The following is a 21,892-nucleotide window of genomic DNA, read 5'->3' on the forward strand; positions in this document are numbered from 1 at the left end:
CTTTTAAATTACTTCTCTCAATCTTTTAAAAGCACTTGATTGTAAATTTTCACGATCTATTACTGGTAAAGGTTCAATATTGTATTTCTTAAACTTTAATTTCAACTTATATATATAATCCTCTGTTAAATGGTTTTTTGATGAAATATCCATTAATACAATACCTCCTTTCGACAAACCTCTATCCGCAAGTGTTTCGAAATCAAGAAACATCTCTGCTAACCTCAATTTACTATTTGCAGTGGAAATTATGGTGCCTTTTTTTGTTTTATAATAGTTTGTATTTGATAATAATCCATCACTGTCAAGTTTTTTTACAGCATTTTTATTGGATCTACAATAATCTTTCAAAAACTGCTTGACTGAATTTTTAAGTATATCCTTTTGCTCTGACACTTTACTATGAATTATCATATAGTTATATATATGATTATAAAATATTTTAATAAAATGTGCATAATGAAACAATTTATCAGATAATTCCTCATATGTATCAACAATAACCCTTTGCACCTGTAGCTCATTAACTGCGATACCATTCTTCAAGAGAATCTCACTCTTTTGTGTCACAAATTTTGAAGATTTAAGAACGTAATCCCTCATTATATTAGGCTTATTAAGGGATATTTCTAGGTCAACATATAGATTATTGGTGAAAATGAATTCATTATCTCTCTTTTCAATAAAAACTGAAACCGTTTTACCCGAATCTAAATACATTGGCAACCAATAAACTGACATATTCTCAGCTATATGCTTTACATCAACTTTAGTACTAAGATTTTCAGTACTAACCTTCTTTAACAAATCAAGATCTATCGGGAATTCTGAAAAGATTTCTCGATTCGCTTTCGATAAATCTAAGAAAACAGGCCACTTTGGAAGAGAAGATATAACAGATTCAATACCCATCCAGTGCATCCCGCTTGTATTAAGTGTAGATGATTCTATAAGGTTAACAGTTTGACGATAAAATTGCGAGAGATCTTCACAAGGCGTAACAACTGGTTTCAGCGTTTCTATCTCATGTCCTTTTATTTTTTTAGTAGCCATATCTTATTTTAAACTAAAGAGTCATTTGAATTTCTACAATTTTTGCATACTGACAATGGTTTAAAAAACCCTTGATATTCAGTCTAAAGTCTCCTCCAAAATTATCTAAAATTTCGTTTATCTTATCAATTTGAGGGTCTGACAACTCCCCCTCATCATCTCTAACTTTACTATCTTTCCATATCACATAAGTCCAGAATGCACAATAAGTAGGAAAACGACCTGTTTCATAATAAATTTTCACTTCAAACTTACTTTTCGACTCCTTTGGCTTATGCAGGATTGATAAAATATGATTATTAGGGTGTTTTTTAGGATTGTAATTTGTTATAACCAAATTATCTGTAGCATTCAATATTTTATTTAATCTATCATTTTTTGTTGGCGGTAGAATTATACTCTTCTCTCCTACACTTTTATCTAGTATTATAAAGTCTTGAAATCTCATGGATATATTTTTTCTTTTAACAAATCTAATAAACCTATTGATAATTAACCGAATCATTCATCATTTTATTTTTTTTATTAAAATCTACATCACATGAAAAAATTACTGTTTATCCTTAATGCTAATCCTAGTGAAGCTCACGAATAAACTACGCAGATAGCATGTGAGTTAACTACATCTGAAACTTACAAAAATTAGATCAACCCCTCCAATTCCAACAATATTTCACTGGCCTTCCCTTCTAAAAAAATATCTGTAATCCGGTTTGTATAATTAGATGACTCTGTATTGATTTCGATAATTGTTGCACCAACCTGCTTTGCCTCGGCAGGAATCATAGCAGCAGGCATAACCTCTCCTGTGGTTCCTATAATTAAAACCACATCGGCGTTTTGTGCTGCCAAAAGTGATCTGCGGTAAGCTGCTTCGGGAATGCCTTCACCAAAAAACACAAAATCGGGCTTCAATATTTGCTTGTCTGCCACGCATCTGGGTGGCAAAACATTCAAGTCAACTTCTTCGGGCAAATAGATTTTCCTGCAATGCGGACAAATCAATTTCTGAGAGTTCCCATGAAATTCCAAAACATTTTTAGATCCTGCCATCTGATGTAAATTATCGATATTCTGCGTTACAAGTGCCTTTAGCAGTCCTTTTGCCTCAAAATCGGCCAACACCCGATGAGCCTCGTTAAATTTTGCCTTTCCAAAAAAATCATAAAATATCGATTTAATGGCTGTCCATGATTCCTTGGGGTGAGAATGAAAGAAATCCAAATCCAGACATTGCGGATCGTATCGGCTCCATAGGCCTTCCGGGCCCCGAAAAGGAGGAATTCCACTCTCTACAGAAACACCGGCTCCGGTAAATGCAATCATCGATCCCGAATTCCGGATCAATTCTGCAGCCAACTGCACATCAACTTTTACATTTAATTTATTTTTCATTTAAAATGTGAATTAATAGTTCAATAATTGAGTTCAATACTGTCCCATTAAAGTCTTACAATGTTCTTTGAAATATTTGAAATTTAGTTTGTTACAGGCTTTTTTCGATTAAACGGATTTCAATTTACACTTTTGCTATTCTTAAAGAGATTAGCAAATGCATAAGGATAAATACGTTTTCGCTCAGTTAGCATCATTCCTTGATAGGAATAAGTTCAACTACATCGTTCGCAAGTATGAAGGTGACAAATACGTGAAACATTTCACTTGTTGGAACCAATTGCTTGCTCTGATGTTCGGGCAATTATCAAATCGTGAAAGTCTGAGAGATTTGATTGTCGCTCTTGATGCTCACCATTCCAAATCTTATCATTTGGGTATGGGCAAGAATATCTCAAAATCATCTCTGGCCAGAGCCAATCAAGACAGAGATTATCACATTTTTGAAGAGTATGCTTACAATCTGGTAAATGAAGCCAGACTAAAACGAGTTTCTGACATCTTCAAACTTGAAGGCAATATCTACGCATTTGATTCAACGACAATTGACTTGTGCCTTTCCGTATTCTGGTGGGCGAAGTTTCGCAAGAAAAAAGGTGGAATCAAAGTGCATACATTATATGATGTAGAGACACAGATTCCCGCTTTCTTTCACATTACAGAAGCTTCTGTGCACGATTCTACTGCAATGAAAAAAATTCCTTATGAATCAGGCTCATATTACATATTTGACCGTGCATATAATCACTTCAAAATGTTGTATAAGATTCATCAGATAGGAGCTTTCTTCGTTGTCAGAGCAAAGAAGAACCTTCAATATAAGATAATCAAATGGAAACGAAGATTGCCAAAGAATGTGCTTTCAGATGTAACGATTGAATTGACTGGATTTTATCCCAAGCAATACTATCCAGAACATCTTAGATTGGTCAGATATTGGGATGAAGAACAAAAGCGTGAGCTTGTATTCTTAACCAATACAATGCACATTTCTGCACTTCAAGTTGCTGAACTTTACAAGAACCGCTGGCAAGTCGAGCTTTTCTTCAAATGGCTAAAGCAACATCTGAAAATCAAGAAATTCTGGGGAACTACTGAAAATGCTGTTCGGATTCAGATCTACGTTGCCATGTGCACTTACTGTTTGGTGGCGATCGTCCAAAAAGACATGCAACTTGACAGAAGTACATATGAGGTTTTGCAGATTCTGAGTATTTCTTTAACAGATAAAACTCACCTTCGTGACTTATTTGAGAGAACTAAATTTCAAAATGACAAAGAACGTTTTAGGTTTAATGAGCCAAATTTGTTTAATTAATAATAACGTCCCGATTTTAATGGGACACTAGTGAATTGAGTTTTAAAGTTGATGCTGCAAATTATTCAATCTCCATACAGGATAAAATCACTCCCAAAAATGATTCATTTTTAATTTCTTCTCGAAAAAACAAGAGATTATGCCCTCTTATTCAGAAACTTAAAAGATGTAACGTTTATTTAACATTCCTGTAACATTCCTGTAATGTTAGCTTCATAACATTGTAGTACCAAAAGATGAGGAGTTTGCTTCTCTTCTGTTGTTAAGAGTGAAATATAAATAATTTAATAAATACAAGAACAATAGTTCTAAACTAAAATCTTAAAAAGATGAAAAAATTTCAACTGCTTCTAACTGCTGTTATTGCCATTGCCCTTATGGCTGGTTGTGGAGGCTCAGGAAAAGAAAAAGCAAAAACTGCTGAGAAAGCGGAAACTATTACCGGTGCCGGTGCAACTTTCCCACAACCATTTTACAACAAAATTTTCAAAAACTACTCATCAGAAAAAGGTTTGCTGGTTACTTATGGTGGAATCGGATCAGGCGGAGGAATTCGCAGTCTGAAAGATGAAATTGTAGATTTTGGTGCTAGTGACGCATTTCTAAACGATGCCAAATTGGCTGAAATGCCGGGTAAAGTTCTTCATATTCCTACCTGTTTAGGTGCCGTTGTTGCAGCATACAACCTTCCTGAAAAACCAGAACTAAAATTCACTCCTGAACTGATGGAAGGTATTTTCATGGGTAAAATTACAAACTGGAACGATGCTAAAATTGCAGCTGTAAATCCTGGTATTAACTTACCCGATTTAGCCATTACTGTAGTTTACCGTTCTGATGGAAGTGGAACAACTTTCATTTTCAGCGATTACATGAGCAAAGTTAGTGCTGATTGGAAAGAAAAAATTGGTACAGGAAAAGCGTTGCAATGGCCTGTTGGAATAGGTGCAAAAGGAAATCCTGGAGTTGCCGGAACCATCAGCCAAACTGTTGGTGCAATTGGTTATATCGGATCGGAATATGCATTTGCTCAAGACATTCCTGTTGCAAGCATTCAAAATTTAGCTGGCAACTTTATTAAGCCTTCTGTTGAATCGGTAAGTGCTTCGGCAAAAGGTGAAATGCCTGCCGATACACGTGTTAGTTTAACAAACACTGATGCTGTTGATGGATATCCTATCTCAAGTTTTACCTGGTTGATCATCTACAAGGAGCAGAATTACAAGAACAGAAGTCTTGATCAGGCTGTTCAAACCATAAAATTGATTGATTGGGCAATTAGTGCTGATGCGCAAAAAGAAACTACAAAAGTTCATTATGCACCACTTCCTGAAACTGCGGTTGCGAAAGCAAAAGCTGTTTTGAGTACTGTTACCTACAATGGTAAGTCTTTAAAATAACAAACTGATTAATTTCAATATTGAACTTGCTTCCAGTTTATTTGTATTCGTACAATAAAAAGTTCTCCAGACTTAGAAGCTGTTTAAATTTATTTTTAAACAGTTTCTCAATTGGAAGCAAGTTCTTCATTTAACAGGAACCGTTCAAAGCTTATGAACAGCGAAAAAATATTTCGATATCTTTTAATTGGTAGTGGTGTTTTGATAGTACTGATTGCTATAGGGATTGTAACTACCTTATTTATTGGATCAATCCCCTCATTTAAAGAATTTGGTTTTGGTTTTATTTATTCAACAGACTGGAATCCAACCCAAGGAAGAGAATCGTATGGTGCTCTCCCCTTTATTATTGGAACGCTGGTCACTTCAGTTCTGGCATTACTAATAACATTTCCATTCGCCTTTTCCATCTCACTGTTTTTAGGCGAATATTTCAAGAATGGTAAATTACCATCTTTTTTACGATCCGTGATCGATCTGTTGGCAGGTATCCCATCCGTTGTATACGGTTTATGGGGATTTTATGCTTTACGACCCATAATTACCGACTTGGGGCTAAACGCTCAGGGATTTGGTATTTTTACATCATCCATAATTCTCGCAATCATGATAATCCCTTACGCATCCTCTCTTGGATCGGAAGTGATCTCAATGGTTCCGGGCAGTTTAAAAGAAGCCGCATATTCTCTTGGTGCTACCCGGTTTGAAGTTGTAAAAACGGTTATCATCCCCAATGCAGGATCAGGAATATTTGCAGGATACATTCTTGCATTAGGAAGAGCAATTGGAGAAACAATGGCAGTAACCATGCTGATTGGTAACTCCAACAAAATCCCAACCGGAATTTTCGATTTAGGAAACACTATGGCAAGTTTAATCGCCAATCAATTTGGTGAAGCCGATGGTTTAAAATACACCTCATTGGTTGAAATAGGATTGCTCTTATTTGTAATTACAGGTATTGTGAACTACATCGGCAAATTAATCATGAAAAAATTATCGGCTTAGCCGTAATAAGATATATAGAATGAATACATCTGCTCAAATATCGAATGCTAAGCTAAACAGGCGATTGCTTAAGGATAAGCTATTCACCTACGCAATTATATTTTTGGCATTTCTCTCAAGTGTCCCTCTTTTTCTTATCCTTTTCGAGTTGATAAAAAAGGGATACAAACAAATTAACATCAGCTTCTTTTATAAAGTTGCACCAGATACCATGGAGGCAATGGTTGCTGTTAAAAACAATGAAATTATTCCCGGCGGTATAGCCAACGGAATAGTCGGCACATTAATTATTGTTGGAATGGCTTCATTGATTGCTATTCCTGTAGGGATTATTTGCGGCATGTATCTGGCCGAAAATTCGAAAGGTAAATTTGCCGGTGTGGTTCGTTTTATAGTAGACATGCTGCAAGGAGTTCCATCCATTGTACTTGGTGTTATCGGATACATTTGGGTGGTGAAACCAATAACTGCCGGCTTTTCCGGCTTAGCAGGAAGTGTGGCACTTTCAATCATGATGTTGCCCTCGATAGTTCGCTCAACGGAAGAAACGCTGAAAATGATACCTGGAACTCTAAAGGAAGCCGCTCTTTCTTTAGGCGTTCCCTATCACAAAACCATGCTAAGAGTCGTGCTTCCATCAGGTATCAGCGGAATTCTTACGGGCGTGATTCTTGGTATATCAAGAATTGCGGGAGAAACGGCTCCATTAATGCTGACAGCTCTGGGAAGTGCTGCAATCAGCACAGATATTACAGAACCATCAAGTGCTATTCCCCTATTGGTTTGGGAGTTTTACAACGATCCAAACCTTGTAGATATGATTTGGAGTGCATCCTTGTTCCTGTTAATTTTGATTTTATGTTTAAATCTTACCGCTAAAGCAATCGCAAAAAGATGGAAAGTACAGTATTAGAAAAAAAAGAAGTAGAAGCTGAAGTAAAAGCACAACCTTATAAAGTCAACAACATGATGCAAAACCCAATTGAAAAAATAGAATCTCCTATTTTAAACATCGATAAACTTTCCGTTTCCTACGGCGGAGACAAATATTCGATTAATGATGTTTCTGCGGGAATTGCAAAAAATAAAATCACAGCAATTATGGGACCTTCGGGTTGTGGTAAAAGCACATTGCTTAGAGCCATTAACCGAATGCACGAATTGTATCCTGATACGCACAACAAAGGTTCTGTTTATCTTGGCGAAGAAGATATTTATAAGATGAATCCTATTTTACTGAGAAGAAAGATTGGAATGGTTTTTCAACGTCCAAACCCTTTTCCGACTATGAGTATTTACGACAATGTAATTGCTGGTTATCTTTTAAATGGAATTAAATTGAAAAGAAAAGAAAAAGATGAAATTGTTGAGAAATCTTTACGTGAGGTTGGTTTGTGGAGCGAGGTAAAAGATTCCCTTCACAACAAAGGAACATTTCTATCGGGAGGACAACAGCAACGCCTTTGTATTGCACGGGCACTTGCCTACACTCCTGAAATTATCCTGTTGGATGAACCTACATCTGCATTGGATCCGATTGCAACAGCAAAAATTGAAGATCTGCTGGTAAAACTGAAGAAGGATTTTACAATTGTTTTGGTTACGCACAACATGTCGCAGGCTGCAAGAATATCAGACTATTCAATGTTTATGTATTTAGGCGAATTGGTTGAATATGGTAAAACCAAACAGATGTTTACCATGCCTAAGGACAAGCGTACTGAAGAATACCTAACCGGAAAATTTGGTTGATTTTCATTAATTGCCCGATTCACATACTAACAAAACAAATTCACATACAATGTCAATCAAAAAAGATAAAAAATTCGATAAGCTTGATAATGATTTCGCTAAAATGCAAACACTGCTTTTTCAACAGTTTGATATTTTAGAAGAGGTGGTCAATCATGGCTTGGATAAAATAGAAAAAGGACTGATAGACACGTTTAAAAAAAACGAAAATAAAATTGATCAGTTCGAAATAAAAATGAGTGACAACATTATTGAAACAATTGGTTTGCAACACCCCATGGCAAGCGATTTGCGCCTTTTAGTCTCTTACTTTAGAATGATTGGCCATATTGAAAGAATTGGTGATCAGCTGAATAACATCATGCGGTTTTTCCATAAAATGGAGCCGCCAACAATTCATGAGAATCATAAAGATTCGGTTTTAAACATGCTGTCGATAAGCGCAGAAATGGTTAAAAAAGCATTAATATCCTTTGAGGACGGGGATCGTGAATATGCTATCTGGACCATTAAAAATGATGAGATCGTTGACGAAATGCAATCGAAAATTTTGAAACGAATGGTTCGAAAAAATTCACCCAAAAGCAGTGAACCAACCGAAATTTTCAATCTGTTAAATTTCAACAGCATATTAGGTAATATCGAGCGAATAGCAGACAATGCAACAAATATTGCTGAAGCGGCAATTTATTACCAGCAAGGCATTGATTTGCGCCATATGGAGTTGCCTGAAGAGGATCAATTATAAGCAATAAAAGTTGGTGAACTACTAAAACTTGAAACTCAACTTTTTTAATTAAAAACCATGAAGGATTTAAAAATATTAGTAGTTGATGACGAAGAGGATTTATGCGAAATCCTCCAGTTCAACCTTAAACAGGAAGGATTTGATGTAGATGTTGCCTATTCTGCAGAACAAGCCTTGAAATTAGAGCTTAAAACATACGATTTCTTCCTTTTAGACATTATGATGGGTGAAATTTCAGGGCTCGATTTAGCAAAAATAATTCGAAGAAATCCTGATCTGTCAGAAAAACCAATACTTTTTATTACAGCGAAAACAAGCGAGGCAGATAAACTTATTGGTTTTAATGCGGGAGCAGATGATTATGTATCCAAACCTTTCTCGGTAAAAGAAATTATTGCAAGAATTAATGTAATTTGCAAACGCGTTTTTTCTGATTCAAAAGAAGATGCTGTTTTCGAATTCGAAGATTTGAAAATGATATCGGAATCGAAAAAAGTGTGTATCGATGGAAAAGACATCGGTTTAACAAAAACCGAGTACGAAATACTTCGATTGCTCATCAGTCATACGGGAAGAATATATTCCAGAGACGAAATAATGAGTATTATCTGGGCGAATGACAGCTCGATTGGCGACAGAACAGTGGATGTTAATGTAAGACGAATAAGAAAAAAAATTGGTGAATATCATAAATTCATTAAAACAAAATCTGGCTATGGTTACTATTTTGAACCTAGAACAAATTGATGACCCTAATCTATAATTTCATGCAAAAACTCATTCAAAAATCCGGTTCAAAATACAAAAAGAGATTGTTCTTTTTCTTCTTTCTTATTGTTTTGATATTCTCTGTGTTAATTGGAGGATTTCAATACAGTCAGGAACGTTTGTATCGAAGAGAGAAACTGGAATATGCTCTTAATATTTATACACAACAGGTACATGAGCTAATTCAAAAAAAAGGACTGAATAAAACTCTTAATTTTTCGGAAGTTGACACATTGCGTGCCTTAATGCCTGATAAAGACATAAGAATATCGGTTATCACCGCAAAAGGTAAGGTCGTTTACGACTCGTATGTGGAAAACATTGAAAGACTGGATAACCACATCAACCGACCTGAAGTACAGAAATCATTGCATTCCCAAAAAGGAAGCAACATTCGTTTATCTGGTTCTACCGGACAATCCTATTACTATTATTCAAAAAACTACTACGAATATTTTGTTCGTACAGCTCTTCCAATCAACGAAAGTGTACTCAGCTTTTTAAAGGCCAACACTCTGTTTTTCTATTTTCTGTTTGGTTTGTTTGGTGTTACCGTAATTTTTCTGATTTACGCTACAGAGCATTTTGGAAATTCGATTTCAAAACTTCGAAAATTTGCCATTAATGCCGCCCATAACAGAGAAATTGATCCAAATGAGGATTTTGGAAAAACAGAATTGGGTGAAATTAGTCACCAGATTGTAAAAATATACCGCAAACTAACAAAAACAACCGAGGCTCTTAGTCTGGAGAAAGAAAAGTTGATTATGCACCTTCAGATTGCACAGGAAGGTGTTGCCATATTTGATAAAAAAAAGAACCTGATTCTATGGAACAGTCATTTTATCGATTACATCAATTATTTGGCTCACATTTCAAGTCATAACTATCAGGAACTGTTCGAGCTTCCGGAATTAAAAGAAATCACTGATTTTATCGATACAAACATCAAAAAACTGGGAACAAATTACATCCCGAACGTCGATATAATCAGTACGAAAAAAACCATTACAATCGGACATAAAGTGTTTCTTTTCCAAGTAGTTGTTTTTACCGACGGTAATTTCGAAATTTCGGTAAACGACATCACCAAAATGGAAAACGAAAAAACCATTAAACAGGAAATGACTTTGAACATAGCACACGAGCTAAAAACTCCTGTAACTGCCGTTTCCGGATTTTTGGAAACCATTAAGGATAATCCGACTATGGATGAAGACAAAAAAGTACAATTCATTGAACGTTCGTGTCTGCAGATTAATCGTTTATCGAATTTAATTCAGGATATTTCTTTTCTCACAAAAATTGAAGAAGCCAATGAATTGTTTGCCATTGAAGAGGTGAATGTAAAAGAAATGGTTCAGGAGATGCTCTCCGATTTTGAATTAAAACTGGCAGAAACAAAAATGGAAATTGAACTAAACTTCCCTTCGGATCTTAAAGTAAAAGGTAATTCGGAATTGTTGGATTCTATTTTCAGAAATTTAATAGATAACTCGATAAAATACGCCGGAGAAGGATGTAAAATTAAACTCACACATTATTTCGAAGATACAAATTACCATTACTTCTCGGTTACCGATAATGGAATTGGAATAAAAGAAGAGCATTTGCCACGTATTTTTGAACGGTTTTACCGCGGAGATCATGGCCGGTCAAGAAAAATGGGTGGTACGGGTTTAGGTTTATCGATCGTGAAAAATGCGGTTGCCTATCACAAAGGAAGAATATTTGTTAAAAAACGAAAAGAAAAGGGGATTGAGTTCTTTTTCTCCTTGAAAAAAACTTTATAAAAACTCATACTATATTTTAAACCACAGAAATTTCTGTGGTTTTTTTGTTTTAGCTTGTTCTCATTGAAATATTCGATTCTGATTCGCTCACATTCGAACATGTTTAAACATTTCTTACTATCTTCACTTTTCGTATAAAATTTGAATAACTATGTACAAAGCATCTGAAAACAGATATGATGATATGCCCTACCGAAGATGTGGGCAAAGTGGTTTATTACTGCCTGCAATTTCTTTAGGATTGTGGCATAATTTCGGACATGTAGATGTCTATAATGAGTTCAGAAAGATTATTTTTCATGCCTTTGACCGGGGAATTACCCATTTCGATTTGGCCAACAATTATGGACCACCTCCAGGTTCTGCTGAAGAAAATTTTGGAAAAATTCTGAAAGAAGATTTAAAGCTATATCGTGACGAAATGATTATTTCGACTAAAGCAGGATATAAAATGTGGTCCGGGCCATATGGTGATTGGGGGTCGCGTAAGTATCTAATTTCAAGCCTGGATCAAAGTTTGAAAAGAATGGGACTCGATTATGTAGATATCTTCTATTCTCATCGTCCCGATCCCAATACACCCATAGAGGAAACCATGATGGCACTGGATCATGTTGTCCGTCAGGGTAAGGCATTGTATGCTGGCATTTCAAATTACAGTGCCGATCAAACACGCGAAGCCTCAAGAATATTACGGGAACTGGGAACTCCCTGCCTTATTCATCAGCCAAAATATTCGATGTTTGAGCGTTGGGTTGAAAATGGCTTGTTAGATGTTCTGGAAGAAGATGGAATTGGAGGCATCGCCTTCTCTCCTTTGGCACAAGGAATGTTGACCAATAAATATTTGAAAGGGATTCCTGAAGGTTCGAGAGCAGCCAAATCGCATGGTTTTTTGCAAAAAGAGCAGATTACTGAAAAAGTAATAGATAAAGTTAAAGCTCTGAATGAAATCGCCGAAAAGCGAGGACAAAGTTTAGCCCAAATGGCAATTGCCTGGCTGCTAAAAGATAAACGAATTACTTCGGTTTTGGTTGGCGCAAGTTCGGTGAATCAACTCGACCAAAACATAAATTCTGTTGCAAATTTACATTTTGAAGCAATGGAATTGGAAGCTATTCAGAAAATATTGAATTAAATTTAATTGAATACTAACATTTTTTCTTAATGCTCGTAAATGTTTACTTTAAATTAATAATCACAAACGAACATTTACTTATGAAACGTCCATGCCAAGGATATTCTGACACACAGGGAGATGATTATTCCAGCATGGTAAGTTCCATATGGCAAAAACTTAAAATTAAAAACATATGAAATTATTTAAACCCTTCGTAAACCTTACAAAATCAGCATCAACTGGAGTTTATACTATTAATTCCGTAGTTTCTTTACCAAAAGACTACGCACTTAGTTCTATAGAACAAGGACTTATAGAGATAGACGGAAAAAAAGTATGGTCAGTAACAGCTACTGTAACCACTAACGGTTCGTTAGAAACGGATATTGTTGAATTTGCCGTTCCTGTAAAACAAGAACCTACAGATGAAATCAAGAAAGTGAATATGATTGTTAAGCAAGCATTATCTGGGGATTCTTCTGTAGGAAACCCTGTTGCAGACAATGGTACAGATGTTAATTATGATGATGCAGAAATAACGATTCCATAGTTATAGTTATTCCACTTCTCAATGAATGACAAAATACGAAGTGAGCACACTTCACATTTTTGTTTTTTGTCATTCATATTTTTTACCTTAAATTGGTCAATAGTTTTGACTGAATTTCATATGAGAAAACTTAGCTTGTTATCAATCTTTTTTTTATTTACTACGAACCCCTTGCTTTTCAGTCAAAAGCTTTATTCTGTTGACAAAAAATTAGATTCTATTTCAGATATCAATTTAAAAATTGAATTCTTAAATGAATGGACAGGCAAGAACTATCGTAAATTACCAGTTGAAGCACTTCATTACGCAAAAAAAACAATTGAATATGCAAAAGAATCCGAAAATTACTCGGGAGCTGGAAATGCCCTCATTCGTATTGCATTAGTACATTTTCGTAAAGAAGAATATACTCAGTCAATATCTTTTTTTAATAAAGCTCTTGATAAATTTGCAATATCTGAGGATTCTGTTGGCATCAACAATACCTATTTAAACAGAGGAATTGTTTATCGAAATATGAATAAATACAATCTGGCTATTGTTGATTTATTTACTTGCATGGAATATTTCGAAAAGAACAACAATACCTTTGAGCTAATCTCATCATACAATAGCATTGGACTCATATACAAGAATTTAAAAAAATACAGCAAGGCTCTTGAATATTACTACAAGGCTGAAAAAATTTACAAAGAGGGGAATCAAATTTCTTTCATGTATACCTCAAATACAAATATTGCCAACATACTTTCCATTCAGAATAATTTTCAAGAAGCATTAAATTATTACAAAAAAAATCTTGAAATTTTAAAAGAGAAACCCAACAAGTACCAACTTGCCCAAACCTATCACAATATAGGTTCTTGCTTCATGGAAATGGAGCAAGATTCAATGGCCTTGGAATATTTAAATCAAAGCTTGCTGTTAAAGAAAGAAATAGGAAATAAAAATCTAATAATATCTACCATTAATAGTCTTGCTCATGTTTTTTATGCACAAAACAACTATCAAAAAGCATTAGAATATCGTAAAAAAGCACTTGCACTTGCAATAGAGACAAAAAACATTGAATATCAGAAAGATTGCAACCGGGAGCTTTTCGCAATTTTCGCACAATTGCACCAGCCAGATAGTGCAATACACTATATATTAAATTATGAATTGCTAAAAGACAGTATTTTCAACCATGAAAATCTAAAACAAATTGCTGAGATTCAGGAAAAATATGAATCGGAGAAAAAAGAAACGCAAATTACTTTATTGGAAAAAGAGAACAAGAGTAAAATGTGGCAACGAAACAGTTTAATAGTATTGTTGATTTTACTGCTTGGCTACGCTATTTTTATTGTCCGTTCGTATTATAGAAATAAAAAAACGCATCGATTACTGCAATTGCAAAATGAGAGGATTCAATGGCATAAAACTCTCTTAGACCAAAAAAACGAGGCTTTATCAGATTCCAACAAAACCAAAAACAGGTTGTTTCAAATCATTTCGCACGATCTGCGCTCTCCTTTAGCATCTGTATATAATATTGCTCAGTTGATCAAAATTTTTATTCAGCAAAGAAAATATCAATTACTCGAGGAAAGTTGCCACGACATGGAAGAATCCATAAATAATGTATTGAGTCTAACCGACAATCTTCTATCCTGGTCTTTAAATCAATCGGGTAAACTGCCATACAAACCTGCTATTATATCTCTTAAACCACTTTTAGAAAATAATCTTCGAACCTATTCGAGTGTAGCAAAACAAAAAAACATCCATCTACAATTACTACTTGAAGAAACCGTTATGGTTTTTGCCGATCGCCAAATGCTGGATACAGTAATTCGTAACCTAATTAACAACTCACTAAAATTCACGAAGCCAGGTGGAGTTATTGCGATCGGCCTAAATCAAAGTGATAACTTCGTTGAACTGTGGATAAAAGATAGCGGAATAGGAATTTCTGAAGATCAAATTGCGCATCTTTTTGAAATAGACCATTCTCAATCTTATAATGGAACCAATGGCGAAAAAGGAAATGGATTAGGTTTACTCCTTTGCAAGCAATTTATTGAACAAAACAAAGGAGAAATACGGGTTGAGAGCACTTTAAATTTGGGAACAACCTTCCGGATTACAATTCCTGCTGCCGAAAATACAAATGAAATTTCAACCATTCTTTCTTCAAACGCAAATGCAAATTAATCCTGCTTTTTTGCCCTGGTTTCCCTTCTTTAAAAATTACTTAAAAGTTAATCCTACAATCGGATTAGATCTAAAATAAAAATCACTAATTTTGCAGCCTTAATAATTAAAGGAAATAAGTGTATGATTTCAGTTTCAAATTTATCTATTCAATTTGGTAAAAAACCTCTTTTTCAGGATGTTAATATAAAATTCACTCCTGGAAACTGCTACGGAGTTATTGGTGCAAATGGTGCTGGTAAGTCTACCCTAATAAAAATCATTTCTGGTGAGTTGGATTCTACAACAGGATCGATATCGATGGAACCAGGTGAAAGAATGGCGGTTTTAAAGCAGAATCACTTTGAATTTGATGAATTTACAGTTCTAGATACTGTAATTATGGGTCACTCAGAATTGTGGGCTGTATTGCAGGAAAAAAATGATATTTACGCAAAACCCGATTTTTCGGAAGCTGATGGAATTAAAGCATCGGAACTGGAAGAACAATTCGCTGAAATGGATGGTTGGAATGCTGAAAGCGGAGCAGCAGAATTATTAAGCGGTTTGGGCATTAAAGAAGCTCTTCATTACAAGCTAATGAAAGAACTGAGTGGTAAGGAAAAAGTTCGTGTATTATTGGCACAGGCACTTTTTGGAAACCCGGACAACCTGCTTCTCGATGAGCCTACCAATGATCTTGACCTTGAAACAGTAATGTGGTTGGAAAATTATCTGGCCAACTTCGAAAATACAGTTATTGTGGTATCGCATGACCGTCACTTTTTAGATTCAGTATGTACTGATATTGTTGATATCGATTTTGGAAAAGTTAAAATGTTTTCAGGTAATTACACCTTCTGGTACGAATCCAGTCAGTTAGCTGCCCGTCAGCAGGCAAATCAGAATAAAAAGGCTGAAGAGAAGAAAAAAGAACTTCAGGAATTTATTGCCCGATTCAGTGCCAATGTAGCCAAATCGAAGCAAACAACTTCCCGAAAAAAGATGATCGAAAAATTGGATATTTCAGATATTCAAGCTTCTACCCGCCGCTATCCCGGTATTATTTTTCAGCAGGAACGTGAAGCCGGAGATAAAATTTTCTCTTGTTCAGGTTTAAGTAAAAGCCTGGATGGAGAAGTTCTATTTAAAGATGTAGAATTCACGATCGAAAAAGGTGAGAAAGTGATATTCCTTTCCAGAGATCCTCGTGCAATGTCTGCCCTTTTCGATATCATCAACGGAATAGAAAAAGCAGACAGTGGTAATTATGAATGGGGAGTTACGATTACACCAGCATATTTACCTCTTGACAATACTGAATTCTTTCAGGAACCAATTACTTTAATCGATTGGTTAGCTCAATATTCAAGTGATACCAGCGAAGTTTATCTTCGAGGATACCTTGGCAAAATGCTTTTCTCTGGTGAGGATATTTACAAAAAAGCAAATGTTCTTTCGGGAGGTGAAAAAGTTCGTTGTATGGTTTCCAGAATGATGTTGAAAAATGCCAACCTGTTGGTTTTGGATACACCAACCAATCACCTTGATCTGGAATCGATTCAATCATTCAATAATTCATTGATCAACTTTGGTGGTACTGTATTGATGTCGTCTCATGACCACGAATTTATTCAAACAATTTCTACTCGTGTTATTGAATTAACTCCTAATGGAATCATTGATAAATTAATGGATTACGATGATTATATTTCCAGCGAGAAAATTAAAGAGCAAAGAGAAAACTTATACAATTAAGTCTAAATTAAACCTATATATCTCATCCCCCGGACATCTATTTGTTTGGGGGATTCTTTTATTCTTGAGTTAAGGAAAACTCATCAAGTTATAATACAAATAAGATACCCGCACGAAAGATCATCACAAAATATTTTTTACCTTCTTCATAGTCCAATCAAGAACATTTATTATAATTATTAATTGCTAATTTATAATTGTTCTACTAACTTTGCCTCACTACCTAAACAACCCTTCATCAGTATATTTTATACACTTTAAACACAAGTTTATGATTCCTAAAATAGAACGCGCTACAATTGTGGTGCTGGATAGCGCTGGCGTTGGATATTTACCAGATGCTGAAGAATTTGGAGATGTTGGCTCCAATACATTTGGAAATATTGCCAAACATTGTAATGGTATTAATTTACCAAATATGCAGAAACTAGGTCTTGGCAACCTTACTGACATTGTCGGTGTTGCATCAAGCAACAACACAAACGGAGCCTACGGAAAAGCTGCCGAAGCTTCCAAGGGCAAAGATACAACAACCGGTCACTGGGAGATTGCCGGAGTTAAGCTGGAACGTGCTTTCCCTACCTATGCGAATGGATTTTCAGAAAAAACCATTCAATTATTTGAAGAAAGAACCGGCAGAAAAGTAATGGCTAACAAGCCTGCTTCAGGAACTGCTATTCTTGACGAATACGGAGAAGAACAAATGAAAACCGGTAACTGGATTGTTTATACTTCTGCCGATCCTGTTTTTCAGATTGCTGCTCACGAAGAAATTATTCCTTTGGAAGAATTGTACCGGGCCTGTGAAATCGCTTTGGAAATTTGCTCCGAACATGAACCTGTAGCGCGTGTAATTGCACGTCCGTACCTGGGAAGCGGTGAAGGAAATTTTGCCAGAACAGCAAATCGTCACGATTATTCTGTTACGCCACCCGCTCCTACTGTTCTCGATCGCCTAAGCGAAAGCGGATTAGATGTTATCGGTATTGGTAAAACAAAAGATATTTTTGCAGGGCAAGGAATTACCGACTCCCGCGGAACCAATAAGGATAATGAGGATGGAATCAACAAAACTCTGATTGCTTTAAAAGAAGATTCAAAAGGTTTGATCTTCACGAATCTCGTCGATTTTGATATGATGTTTGGACATCGTAGAAATCCGGAAGGATACAAAGCTGCTTTGGAGGAATTTGATCGTTATTTGCCACAAATTCAGGCAAATTTAAAGGACGATGAAATTTTAATTCTGACTGCCGATCACGGATGTGATCCCACTTACCCTGGAACTGATCACACAAGAGAGTACATTCCAATAATGGTGTTTGGTAAAAATATCAAACAAAATGTTGATTTGGGAACCAGAACCTCTTTTACTGATATTGCTGCTACTATTGAAGAACTTTTATTGGGGAATAAGGTAGAAGGCAGTTTTGCAGAAGAACTTTACAATTAGACTTTTACAACAAAAAATAAAACAATATTTTCAAAATAAAAATGCCACCTCAAATAATTGAAGCGGCATTTTTTTTTATTCCTTCACGAGATTCCTGTTTTAGATTATTTTTCCAAAATTTTGAGCAAATGCTCATGAATCCCAATTTTATATCCGCGGGAAGCGAACTGAATATCGCCATTGGAATGTAAAACCAATAGCAATGGCTTCTCAACTTTACCTGTAATTCTCAACTCCTTTTTAGCCTGTATAATCAACTCATTGTTTTTATCTTTATACAGCTTGTAATTTGATGGCATATTAGCAAAAAAAGCGTCTGTTAAGTTTTCATCAGAAATTTCTTCTGCCTGCAATACAACAATATTACCATTCCATTCCTGATATCTCTTTCTGATATCTTTAAATTCTTCCATTAAATGTCGGGTTGGTTCTTTTTCTGGTTCCAGCCACATCAAAACAATCGCATCCTGCTTCTCTAATGATTTAAGGCTTACACTTTCCCCATTATCATTAAAAACCTTCAGGTTAATATCCAAATGACCCAATATCTTACTCTCAACCTTTGGATCTCTGAATATCAAATCAATTTTAGTAGTCTGATTTTTAAAAACTTCAAAATGATTCAAATGTGCATAAACAGTTCCGTCAACACCACGTTTGCCTGTTACCAACCTATATTTCCCGGCTTCCAATTCCAGTTTTGAAGGCAAATCGGATAATTTAGAATCCCAGCCATAATCAAGACTTTCATAAACACCATCAATCATTTTTCCGATTGTAAAATGCATATAATAAGCAGGATCAAAATCCTTTGCAGTTTTATTCAACATCACAAAACCCGTAATTGGCTGATTAATTATTTGTTTCTCAAAATAAATATTCAACCATTCTTTACCATCGAAATACTGCGGTGCTTTTTCTGCTGGCTCCAAACGCGAAGGAATCCCTAAACTTCGGCAAAGTGCTACAAAAAATACATCTCTGGATTCAGCATTTGAGATTCTCAGCTCATAAACACCCTTTGGAGTAATTGGCAGATTGTAATAATTCTCTTCTTCGGTGATTTGTATTTCATCTAAAATCCATTGTTTAATTTGCTCAACTATCTCAGATCGCTCGCCGGTAAATTTATCTTGAAACGCCTTTTGCAAGTATCCGCGGTAAGCAATTAACCACTCATTGCTGATTCTTGGATTCAAAACATATTTCAAATAAAACTCCTTGGAACTGTAATCTTCCAACTTATATTTTCCGATCGTATTACTCAAATGATCTTCCAGTATTTCAGATCGCGTATCACGCAGATCTTTATAAGCAATTAAATTAAGAAGATCAACTGCAATTGCACCATTTCCTTCAGATGTAGATTTAATAAATTTCTGAATCTCTTTCCAATTTCCCTGACTTTTCTTGAAGCTGTTCCAGATCATTCCTGCATCCAAAGATTTTTCATCAGCTAATTTACAGGCAGTAATTGAATCTATAAAAGTGGTTCTATATTGCATTCGAATACTATCTTCATAGGACAGACGAATATCATTTTGTTTCTTTTCGCTCTCATCAACCGAATAAGGATCTTGCTCAACCGGAGGAACCATATTTAAATCGGCAATTTGCTCTCCATAAAAACCACGACCCAATTCCAAACAAAGCGTATCGGTTTGCTTTACGCTGATTTTCCTGCCAGCATACTCCCCCTCTTTACCAGCCCAGATAAGCAGATCACCCAAACCTGTAGTGAGGAAAGATATTCCATCAGAATCGGTATTCTTACTCGCAATTGGATAAAACTCAGCATAGTTATACAATCCAAAATCTACTTTTGCATTTTCAACTGAGTTTCCTGATCGATCGAAGACCTGCACATAAATTTTCTTCACATCAGCGTAGTTTTCCACCACATTAATCTCAGTGAAATTATCTGAACGCTTTACAACTTCATAATCTCCCTCAAAATCACCAAACACTTTGGTATGCACCAGCATGGCTCTACGTGCAGGTTCGGTAAACCAACCCATATTCAAATCGGGTTCAGGCTCACAAGCGCCTAAATAAGACCATTTCCCATCTGTCCAAACTTCCACCCAAGCATGATTGTCGTCGCTATGTGCCCAACGTGGAGTATAAACCTGACGGGCAGGAATACCTACAGATCGTAAGGCAGTAACTGTAAATGTTGATTCTTCACCACACCTTCCCCATGAAGTTCTCACAATGCTTAGCGGTCCGCTTGTGCGAATATCTGTTGGAGCATAATTTACTTTTTCGTGACACCAATGATTCACTTCCAACACTGCCTCTTTCATCGACATGCCTTTTAATCTTGGTTTCAACTCTTTCAGAAAAACCCATCGGGCCGAATCCAAGTTTTCATTGTTTACACGGTATGGCAGCACAAAATGACGAAATAATTCATCCGGCACTTTTTTACCCCACTCAAAACTTTCTCTGGCCTCAAATGAAGATCGAACTTGTTTTAAGAAGAAATCGCCATTGTAATCGGCCAAATCGCACAAAGGCATGTAGGCATATAAAAACTGCAATGCTTCTTTTTCTTCAGTAGTAATATTTTCTTGGAATACCGAGAAAAGTTCATTTGACCTATTGGATGCAAATTCTTTTCGTTTTTCGAATCGATTGGAAATTTTTGCACGAACTGCATTGTCTTGAATAAAATGTACATCGGAACAGCCCCAAAAGAAAATGAGACCAAGCAGAAGGATAGAAATCTTCCTCATTAGTAGAATAGTTAGTTATTTGTCATCGGCTTTTAGGATGCTTACAATTTTACGAATTTTCTTGGAGTCTGCCTCATAAAATTCAAATTCAGGCACATTTTCTTCGCCTCCCATGGCAATTTTAGGATTCTGATATTCCATTTTCCCTCTCACCAAAGACTTTGCTGAACAATGAAACTCTTCAGCACCAGTATTTTGCTTTAAACACAATATATTTTCATGATTGATACCACTTCCCGGCATGATCACTATTCGCCCACTTGCCTTTTCAACTAAACTTTTAAGTAAATCTGTGCCCATTACAGCAGTTTGTTCTCCTCCGGATGTGAGAATTCGATCGGTTCCAATCTCTATTAATTGTTCCAAAGCTTTAAAATGATCATTCACCATATCAAAAGCTCTGTGAAAAGTGAAATTCATTGGTTTTGCCAAATCGATCAATTCCTTGGTTCTTTCCACATCAACATTACCATCAGGAAACAGAACACCTGATACAATTCCATTCACACCAATTTCTTTGCAGTGAATTACATCCAGCTTCATACACTCAAACTCAATATCAGAGTAACAAAAATCGGCTCCTCGAGGTCTGATAATTACATGCACAGGAATGCTAACTGATTCTTTAGTTATTTTGATACATGAAGCACTAGGAGTAGTTCCTCCTTCATGAACGCCAGTGCACAATTCAATTCGATCAGCACCAGACTGTTCTGCTATAATCGCCGATTGAACAGAGTAACAACATATTTCGAGTAGAGATGTTTTCATTTTATAATAGTAATAAAAAAGATTGAATCCATATTCAATTTAAACAATCATAAATTTTCACTAATTTGTATCACGAACTATAACCTCTACAT

General features: G+C 35.6%; 18 protein-coding genes. 13 read left to right on the top strand and 5 right to left on the bottom strand.

Features of this window, described 5'->3' with window-relative positions; all coding sequences use genetic code 11:
- Window positions 1–3 precede the first annotated feature (3 nt).
- The 3 genes from ACY0M5_RS15270 to ACY0M5_RS15280 all read right to left on the bottom strand — a co-directional run bounded on the left by ACY0M5_RS15270 (window position 4) and on the right by ACY0M5_RS15280 (window position 2,448).
- The gene (locus tag ACY0M5_RS15270) at window positions 4–1,053 is read right to left on the bottom strand and encodes a hypothetical protein (protein WP_461629728.1); all 1,050 of its coding nucleotides are present in this window, start codon (window positions 1,051–1,053) and stop codon (window positions 4–6) included.
- 13 nt (window positions 1,054–1,066) lie between these two features.
- Window positions 1,067–1,501 (bottom strand): hypothetical protein, encoded by a 435-nt coding sequence (locus ACY0M5_RS15275; protein ID WP_461629729.1) that lies wholly within the window; start codon window positions 1,499–1,501, stop codon window positions 1,067–1,069.
- Window positions 1,502–1,695: 194 nt separating this feature from the next.
- Window positions 1,696–2,448 carry an SIR2 family NAD-dependent protein deacylase gene (locus ACY0M5_RS15280; protein ID WP_461629730.1) on the bottom strand — a complete coding sequence of 251 codons (753 nt, stop codon included), beginning with the start codon at window positions 2,446–2,448 and terminating at the stop codon, window positions 1,696–1,698.
- A 157-nt stretch (window positions 2,449–2,605) separates the two neighbouring features.
- On the opposite strand from ACY0M5_RS15280, the gene ACY0M5_RS15285 reads away from it, so the two are divergent.
- The 13 genes from ACY0M5_RS15285 to ACY0M5_RS15345 all read left to right on the top strand — a co-directional run bounded on the left by ACY0M5_RS15285 (window position 2,606) and on the right by ACY0M5_RS15345 (window position 18,291).
- On the top strand, window positions 2,606–3,766 hold the full coding sequence (locus ACY0M5_RS15285) for an IS4 family transposase (RefSeq protein ID WP_461629731.1): 1,161 nt from the start codon (window positions 2,606–2,608) through the stop codon (window positions 3,764–3,766).
- A gap of 329 nt (window positions 3,767–4,095) precedes the next feature.
- A complete protein-coding gene (pstS, locus tag ACY0M5_RS15290) occupies window positions 4,096–5,166 on the top strand; it encodes a phosphate ABC transporter substrate-binding protein PstS (protein ID WP_461629732.1) in 1,071 nt (356 codons plus the stop codon).
- 153 nt (window positions 5,167–5,319) lie between these two features.
- On the top strand, window positions 5,320–6,174 hold the full coding sequence (gene pstC / locus ACY0M5_RS15295; RefSeq protein WP_124992752.1) for a phosphate ABC transporter permease subunit PstC: 855 nt from the start codon (window positions 5,320–5,322) through the stop codon (window positions 6,172–6,174).
- Between the two features lie 19 nt (window positions 6,175–6,193).
- Window positions 6,194–7,087 (top strand): phosphate ABC transporter permease PstA, encoded by an 894-nt coding sequence (gene pstA, locus ACY0M5_RS15300; protein WP_156195935.1) that lies wholly within the window; start codon window positions 6,194–6,196, stop codon window positions 7,085–7,087.
- Window positions 7,069–7,926 (top strand): phosphate ABC transporter ATP-binding protein PstB, encoded by an 858-nt coding sequence (pstB, locus tag ACY0M5_RS15305; RefSeq protein ID WP_225441383.1) that lies wholly within the window; start codon window positions 7,069–7,071, stop codon window positions 7,924–7,926. Before pstA ends, pstB begins: the two co-directional genes overlap by 19 nt.
- A 49-nt stretch (window positions 7,927–7,975) precedes the next feature.
- Window positions 7,976–8,674, top strand: a complete 699-nt coding sequence (gene phoU, locus ACY0M5_RS15310) for a phosphate signaling complex protein PhoU (RefSeq protein ID WP_124992750.1) — start codon at window positions 7,976–7,978, stop codon at window positions 8,672–8,674.
- Between the two features lie 57 nt (window positions 8,675–8,731).
- Window positions 8,732–9,421 carry a response regulator transcription factor gene (locus ACY0M5_RS15315; protein ID WP_124992749.1) on the top strand — a complete coding sequence of 230 codons (690 nt, stop codon included), beginning with the start codon at window positions 8,732–8,734 and terminating at the stop codon, window positions 9,419–9,421.
- Window positions 9,422–9,441: 20 nt separating this feature from the next.
- Window positions 9,442–11,235 carry a sensor histidine kinase gene (locus tag ACY0M5_RS15320; protein ID WP_461629733.1) on the top strand — a complete coding sequence of 598 codons (1,794 nt, stop codon included), beginning with the start codon at window positions 9,442–9,444 and terminating at the stop codon, window positions 11,233–11,235.
- Window positions 11,236–11,386: 151 nt separating this feature from the next.
- The gene (gene mgrA / locus ACY0M5_RS15325) at window positions 11,387–12,373 is read left to right on the top strand and encodes an L-glyceraldehyde 3-phosphate reductase (RefSeq protein ID WP_124992748.1); all 987 of its coding nucleotides are present in this window, start codon (window positions 11,387–11,389) and stop codon (window positions 12,371–12,373) included.
- A gap of 175 nt (window positions 12,374–12,548) precedes the next feature.
- Window positions 12,549–12,905, top strand: coding sequence for a hypothetical protein (locus tag ACY0M5_RS15330; RefSeq protein ID WP_156196595.1), 357 nt, complete (start codon window positions 12,549–12,551; stop codon window positions 12,903–12,905).
- A gap of 120 nt (window positions 12,906–13,025) precedes the next feature.
- Window positions 13,026–15,101 (top strand): tetratricopeptide repeat-containing sensor histidine kinase, encoded by a 2,076-nt coding sequence (locus tag ACY0M5_RS15335; RefSeq protein WP_461629734.1) that lies wholly within the window; start codon window positions 13,026–13,028, stop codon window positions 15,099–15,101.
- A gap of 123 nt (window positions 15,102–15,224) precedes the next feature.
- Complete coding sequence (locus tag ACY0M5_RS15340) at window positions 15,225–16,838, top strand: ABC-F family ATP-binding cassette domain-containing protein (RefSeq protein WP_124992745.1); 1,614 nt, start codon at window positions 15,225–15,227, stop codon at window positions 16,836–16,838.
- A gap of 271 nt (window positions 16,839–17,109) precedes the next feature.
- Window positions 17,110–18,291, top strand: a complete 1,182-nt coding sequence (locus tag ACY0M5_RS15345; RefSeq protein WP_461629735.1) for a phosphopentomutase — start codon at window positions 17,110–17,112, stop codon at window positions 18,289–18,291.
- Window positions 18,292–18,395: 104 nt separating this feature from the next.
- Here the strand turns inward: ACY0M5_RS15345 and ACY0M5_RS15350 are convergent, their stop codons facing one another.
- Window positions 18,396–21,029 (bottom strand): transglutaminase domain-containing protein, encoded by a 2,634-nt coding sequence (locus ACY0M5_RS15350; protein WP_461629736.1) that lies wholly within the window; start codon window positions 21,027–21,029, stop codon window positions 18,396–18,398.
- Window positions 21,030–21,044: 15 nt separating this feature from the next.
- Window positions 21,045–21,800, bottom strand: coding sequence for a copper homeostasis protein CutC (locus tag ACY0M5_RS15355; protein ID WP_461629737.1), 756 nt, complete (start codon window positions 21,798–21,800; stop codon window positions 21,045–21,047).
- Window positions 21,801–21,892: the final 92 nt, after the last annotated feature.

Source organism: Labilibaculum euxinicum (genome assembly GCF_963678175.1).
Lineage (GTDB): Bacteria > Bacteroidota > Bacteroidia > Bacteroidales > Marinifilaceae > Labilibaculum > Labilibaculum euxinus.

Excerpts from the sequence above, each read along its gene's own strand:
- ACY0M5_RS15270 (WP_461629728.1), bottom strand. The coding sequence starts at position 1,053 with ATGGCTACTAAAAAAATAAAAGGACATGAGATAGAAACGCTGAAACCA.
- ACY0M5_RS15275 (WP_461629729.1), bottom strand. The coding sequence starts at position 1,501 with ATGAGATTTCAAGACTTTATAATACTAGATAAAAGTGTAGGAGAGAAG.
- ACY0M5_RS15280 (WP_461629730.1), bottom strand. The coding sequence starts at position 2,448 with ATGAAAAATAAATTAAATGTAAAAGTTGATGTGCAGTTGGCTGCAGAA.
- ACY0M5_RS15285 (WP_461629731.1), top strand. The coding sequence starts at position 2,606 with ATGCATAAGGATAAATACGTTTTCGCTCAGTTAGCATCATTCCTTGAT.
- pstS (WP_461629732.1), top strand. The coding sequence starts at position 4,096 with ATGAAAAAATTTCAACTGCTTCTAACTGCTGTTATTGCCATTGCCCTT.
- pstC (WP_124992752.1), top strand. The coding sequence starts at position 5,320 with ATGAACAGCGAAAAAATATTTCGATATCTTTTAATTGGTAGTGGTGTT.
- pstA (WP_156195935.1), top strand. The coding sequence starts at position 6,194 with ATGAATACATCTGCTCAAATATCGAATGCTAAGCTAAACAGGCGATTG.
- pstB (WP_225441383.1), top strand. The coding sequence starts at position 7,069 with ATGGAAAGTACAGTATTAGAAAAAAAAGAAGTAGAAGCTGAAGTAAAA.
- phoU (WP_124992750.1), top strand. The coding sequence starts at position 7,976 with ATGTCAATCAAAAAAGATAAAAAATTCGATAAGCTTGATAATGATTTC.
- ACY0M5_RS15315 (WP_124992749.1), top strand. The coding sequence starts at position 8,732 with ATGAAGGATTTAAAAATATTAGTAGTTGATGACGAAGAGGATTTATGC.
- ACY0M5_RS15320 (WP_461629733.1), top strand. The coding sequence starts at position 9,442 with ATGCAAAAACTCATTCAAAAATCCGGTTCAAAATACAAAAAGAGATTG.
- mgrA (WP_124992748.1), top strand. The coding sequence starts at position 11,387 with ATGTACAAAGCATCTGAAAACAGATATGATGATATGCCCTACCGAAGA.
- ACY0M5_RS15330 (WP_156196595.1), top strand. The coding sequence starts at position 12,549 with ATGAAATTATTTAAACCCTTCGTAAACCTTACAAAATCAGCATCAACT.
- ACY0M5_RS15335 (WP_461629734.1), top strand. The coding sequence starts at position 13,026 with ATGAGAAAACTTAGCTTGTTATCAATCTTTTTTTTATTTACTACGAAC.
- ACY0M5_RS15340 (WP_124992745.1), top strand. The coding sequence starts at position 15,225 with ATGATTTCAGTTTCAAATTTATCTATTCAATTTGGTAAAAAACCTCTT.
- ACY0M5_RS15345 (WP_461629735.1), top strand. The coding sequence starts at position 17,110 with ATGATTCCTAAAATAGAACGCGCTACAATTGTGGTGCTGGATAGCGCT.
- ACY0M5_RS15350 (WP_461629736.1), bottom strand. The coding sequence starts at position 21,029 with ATGAGGAAGATTTCTATCCTTCTGCTTGGTCTCATTTTCTTTTGGGGC.
- ACY0M5_RS15355 (WP_461629737.1), bottom strand. The coding sequence starts at position 21,800 with ATGAAAACATCTCTACTCGAAATATGTTGTTACTCTGTTCAATCGGCG.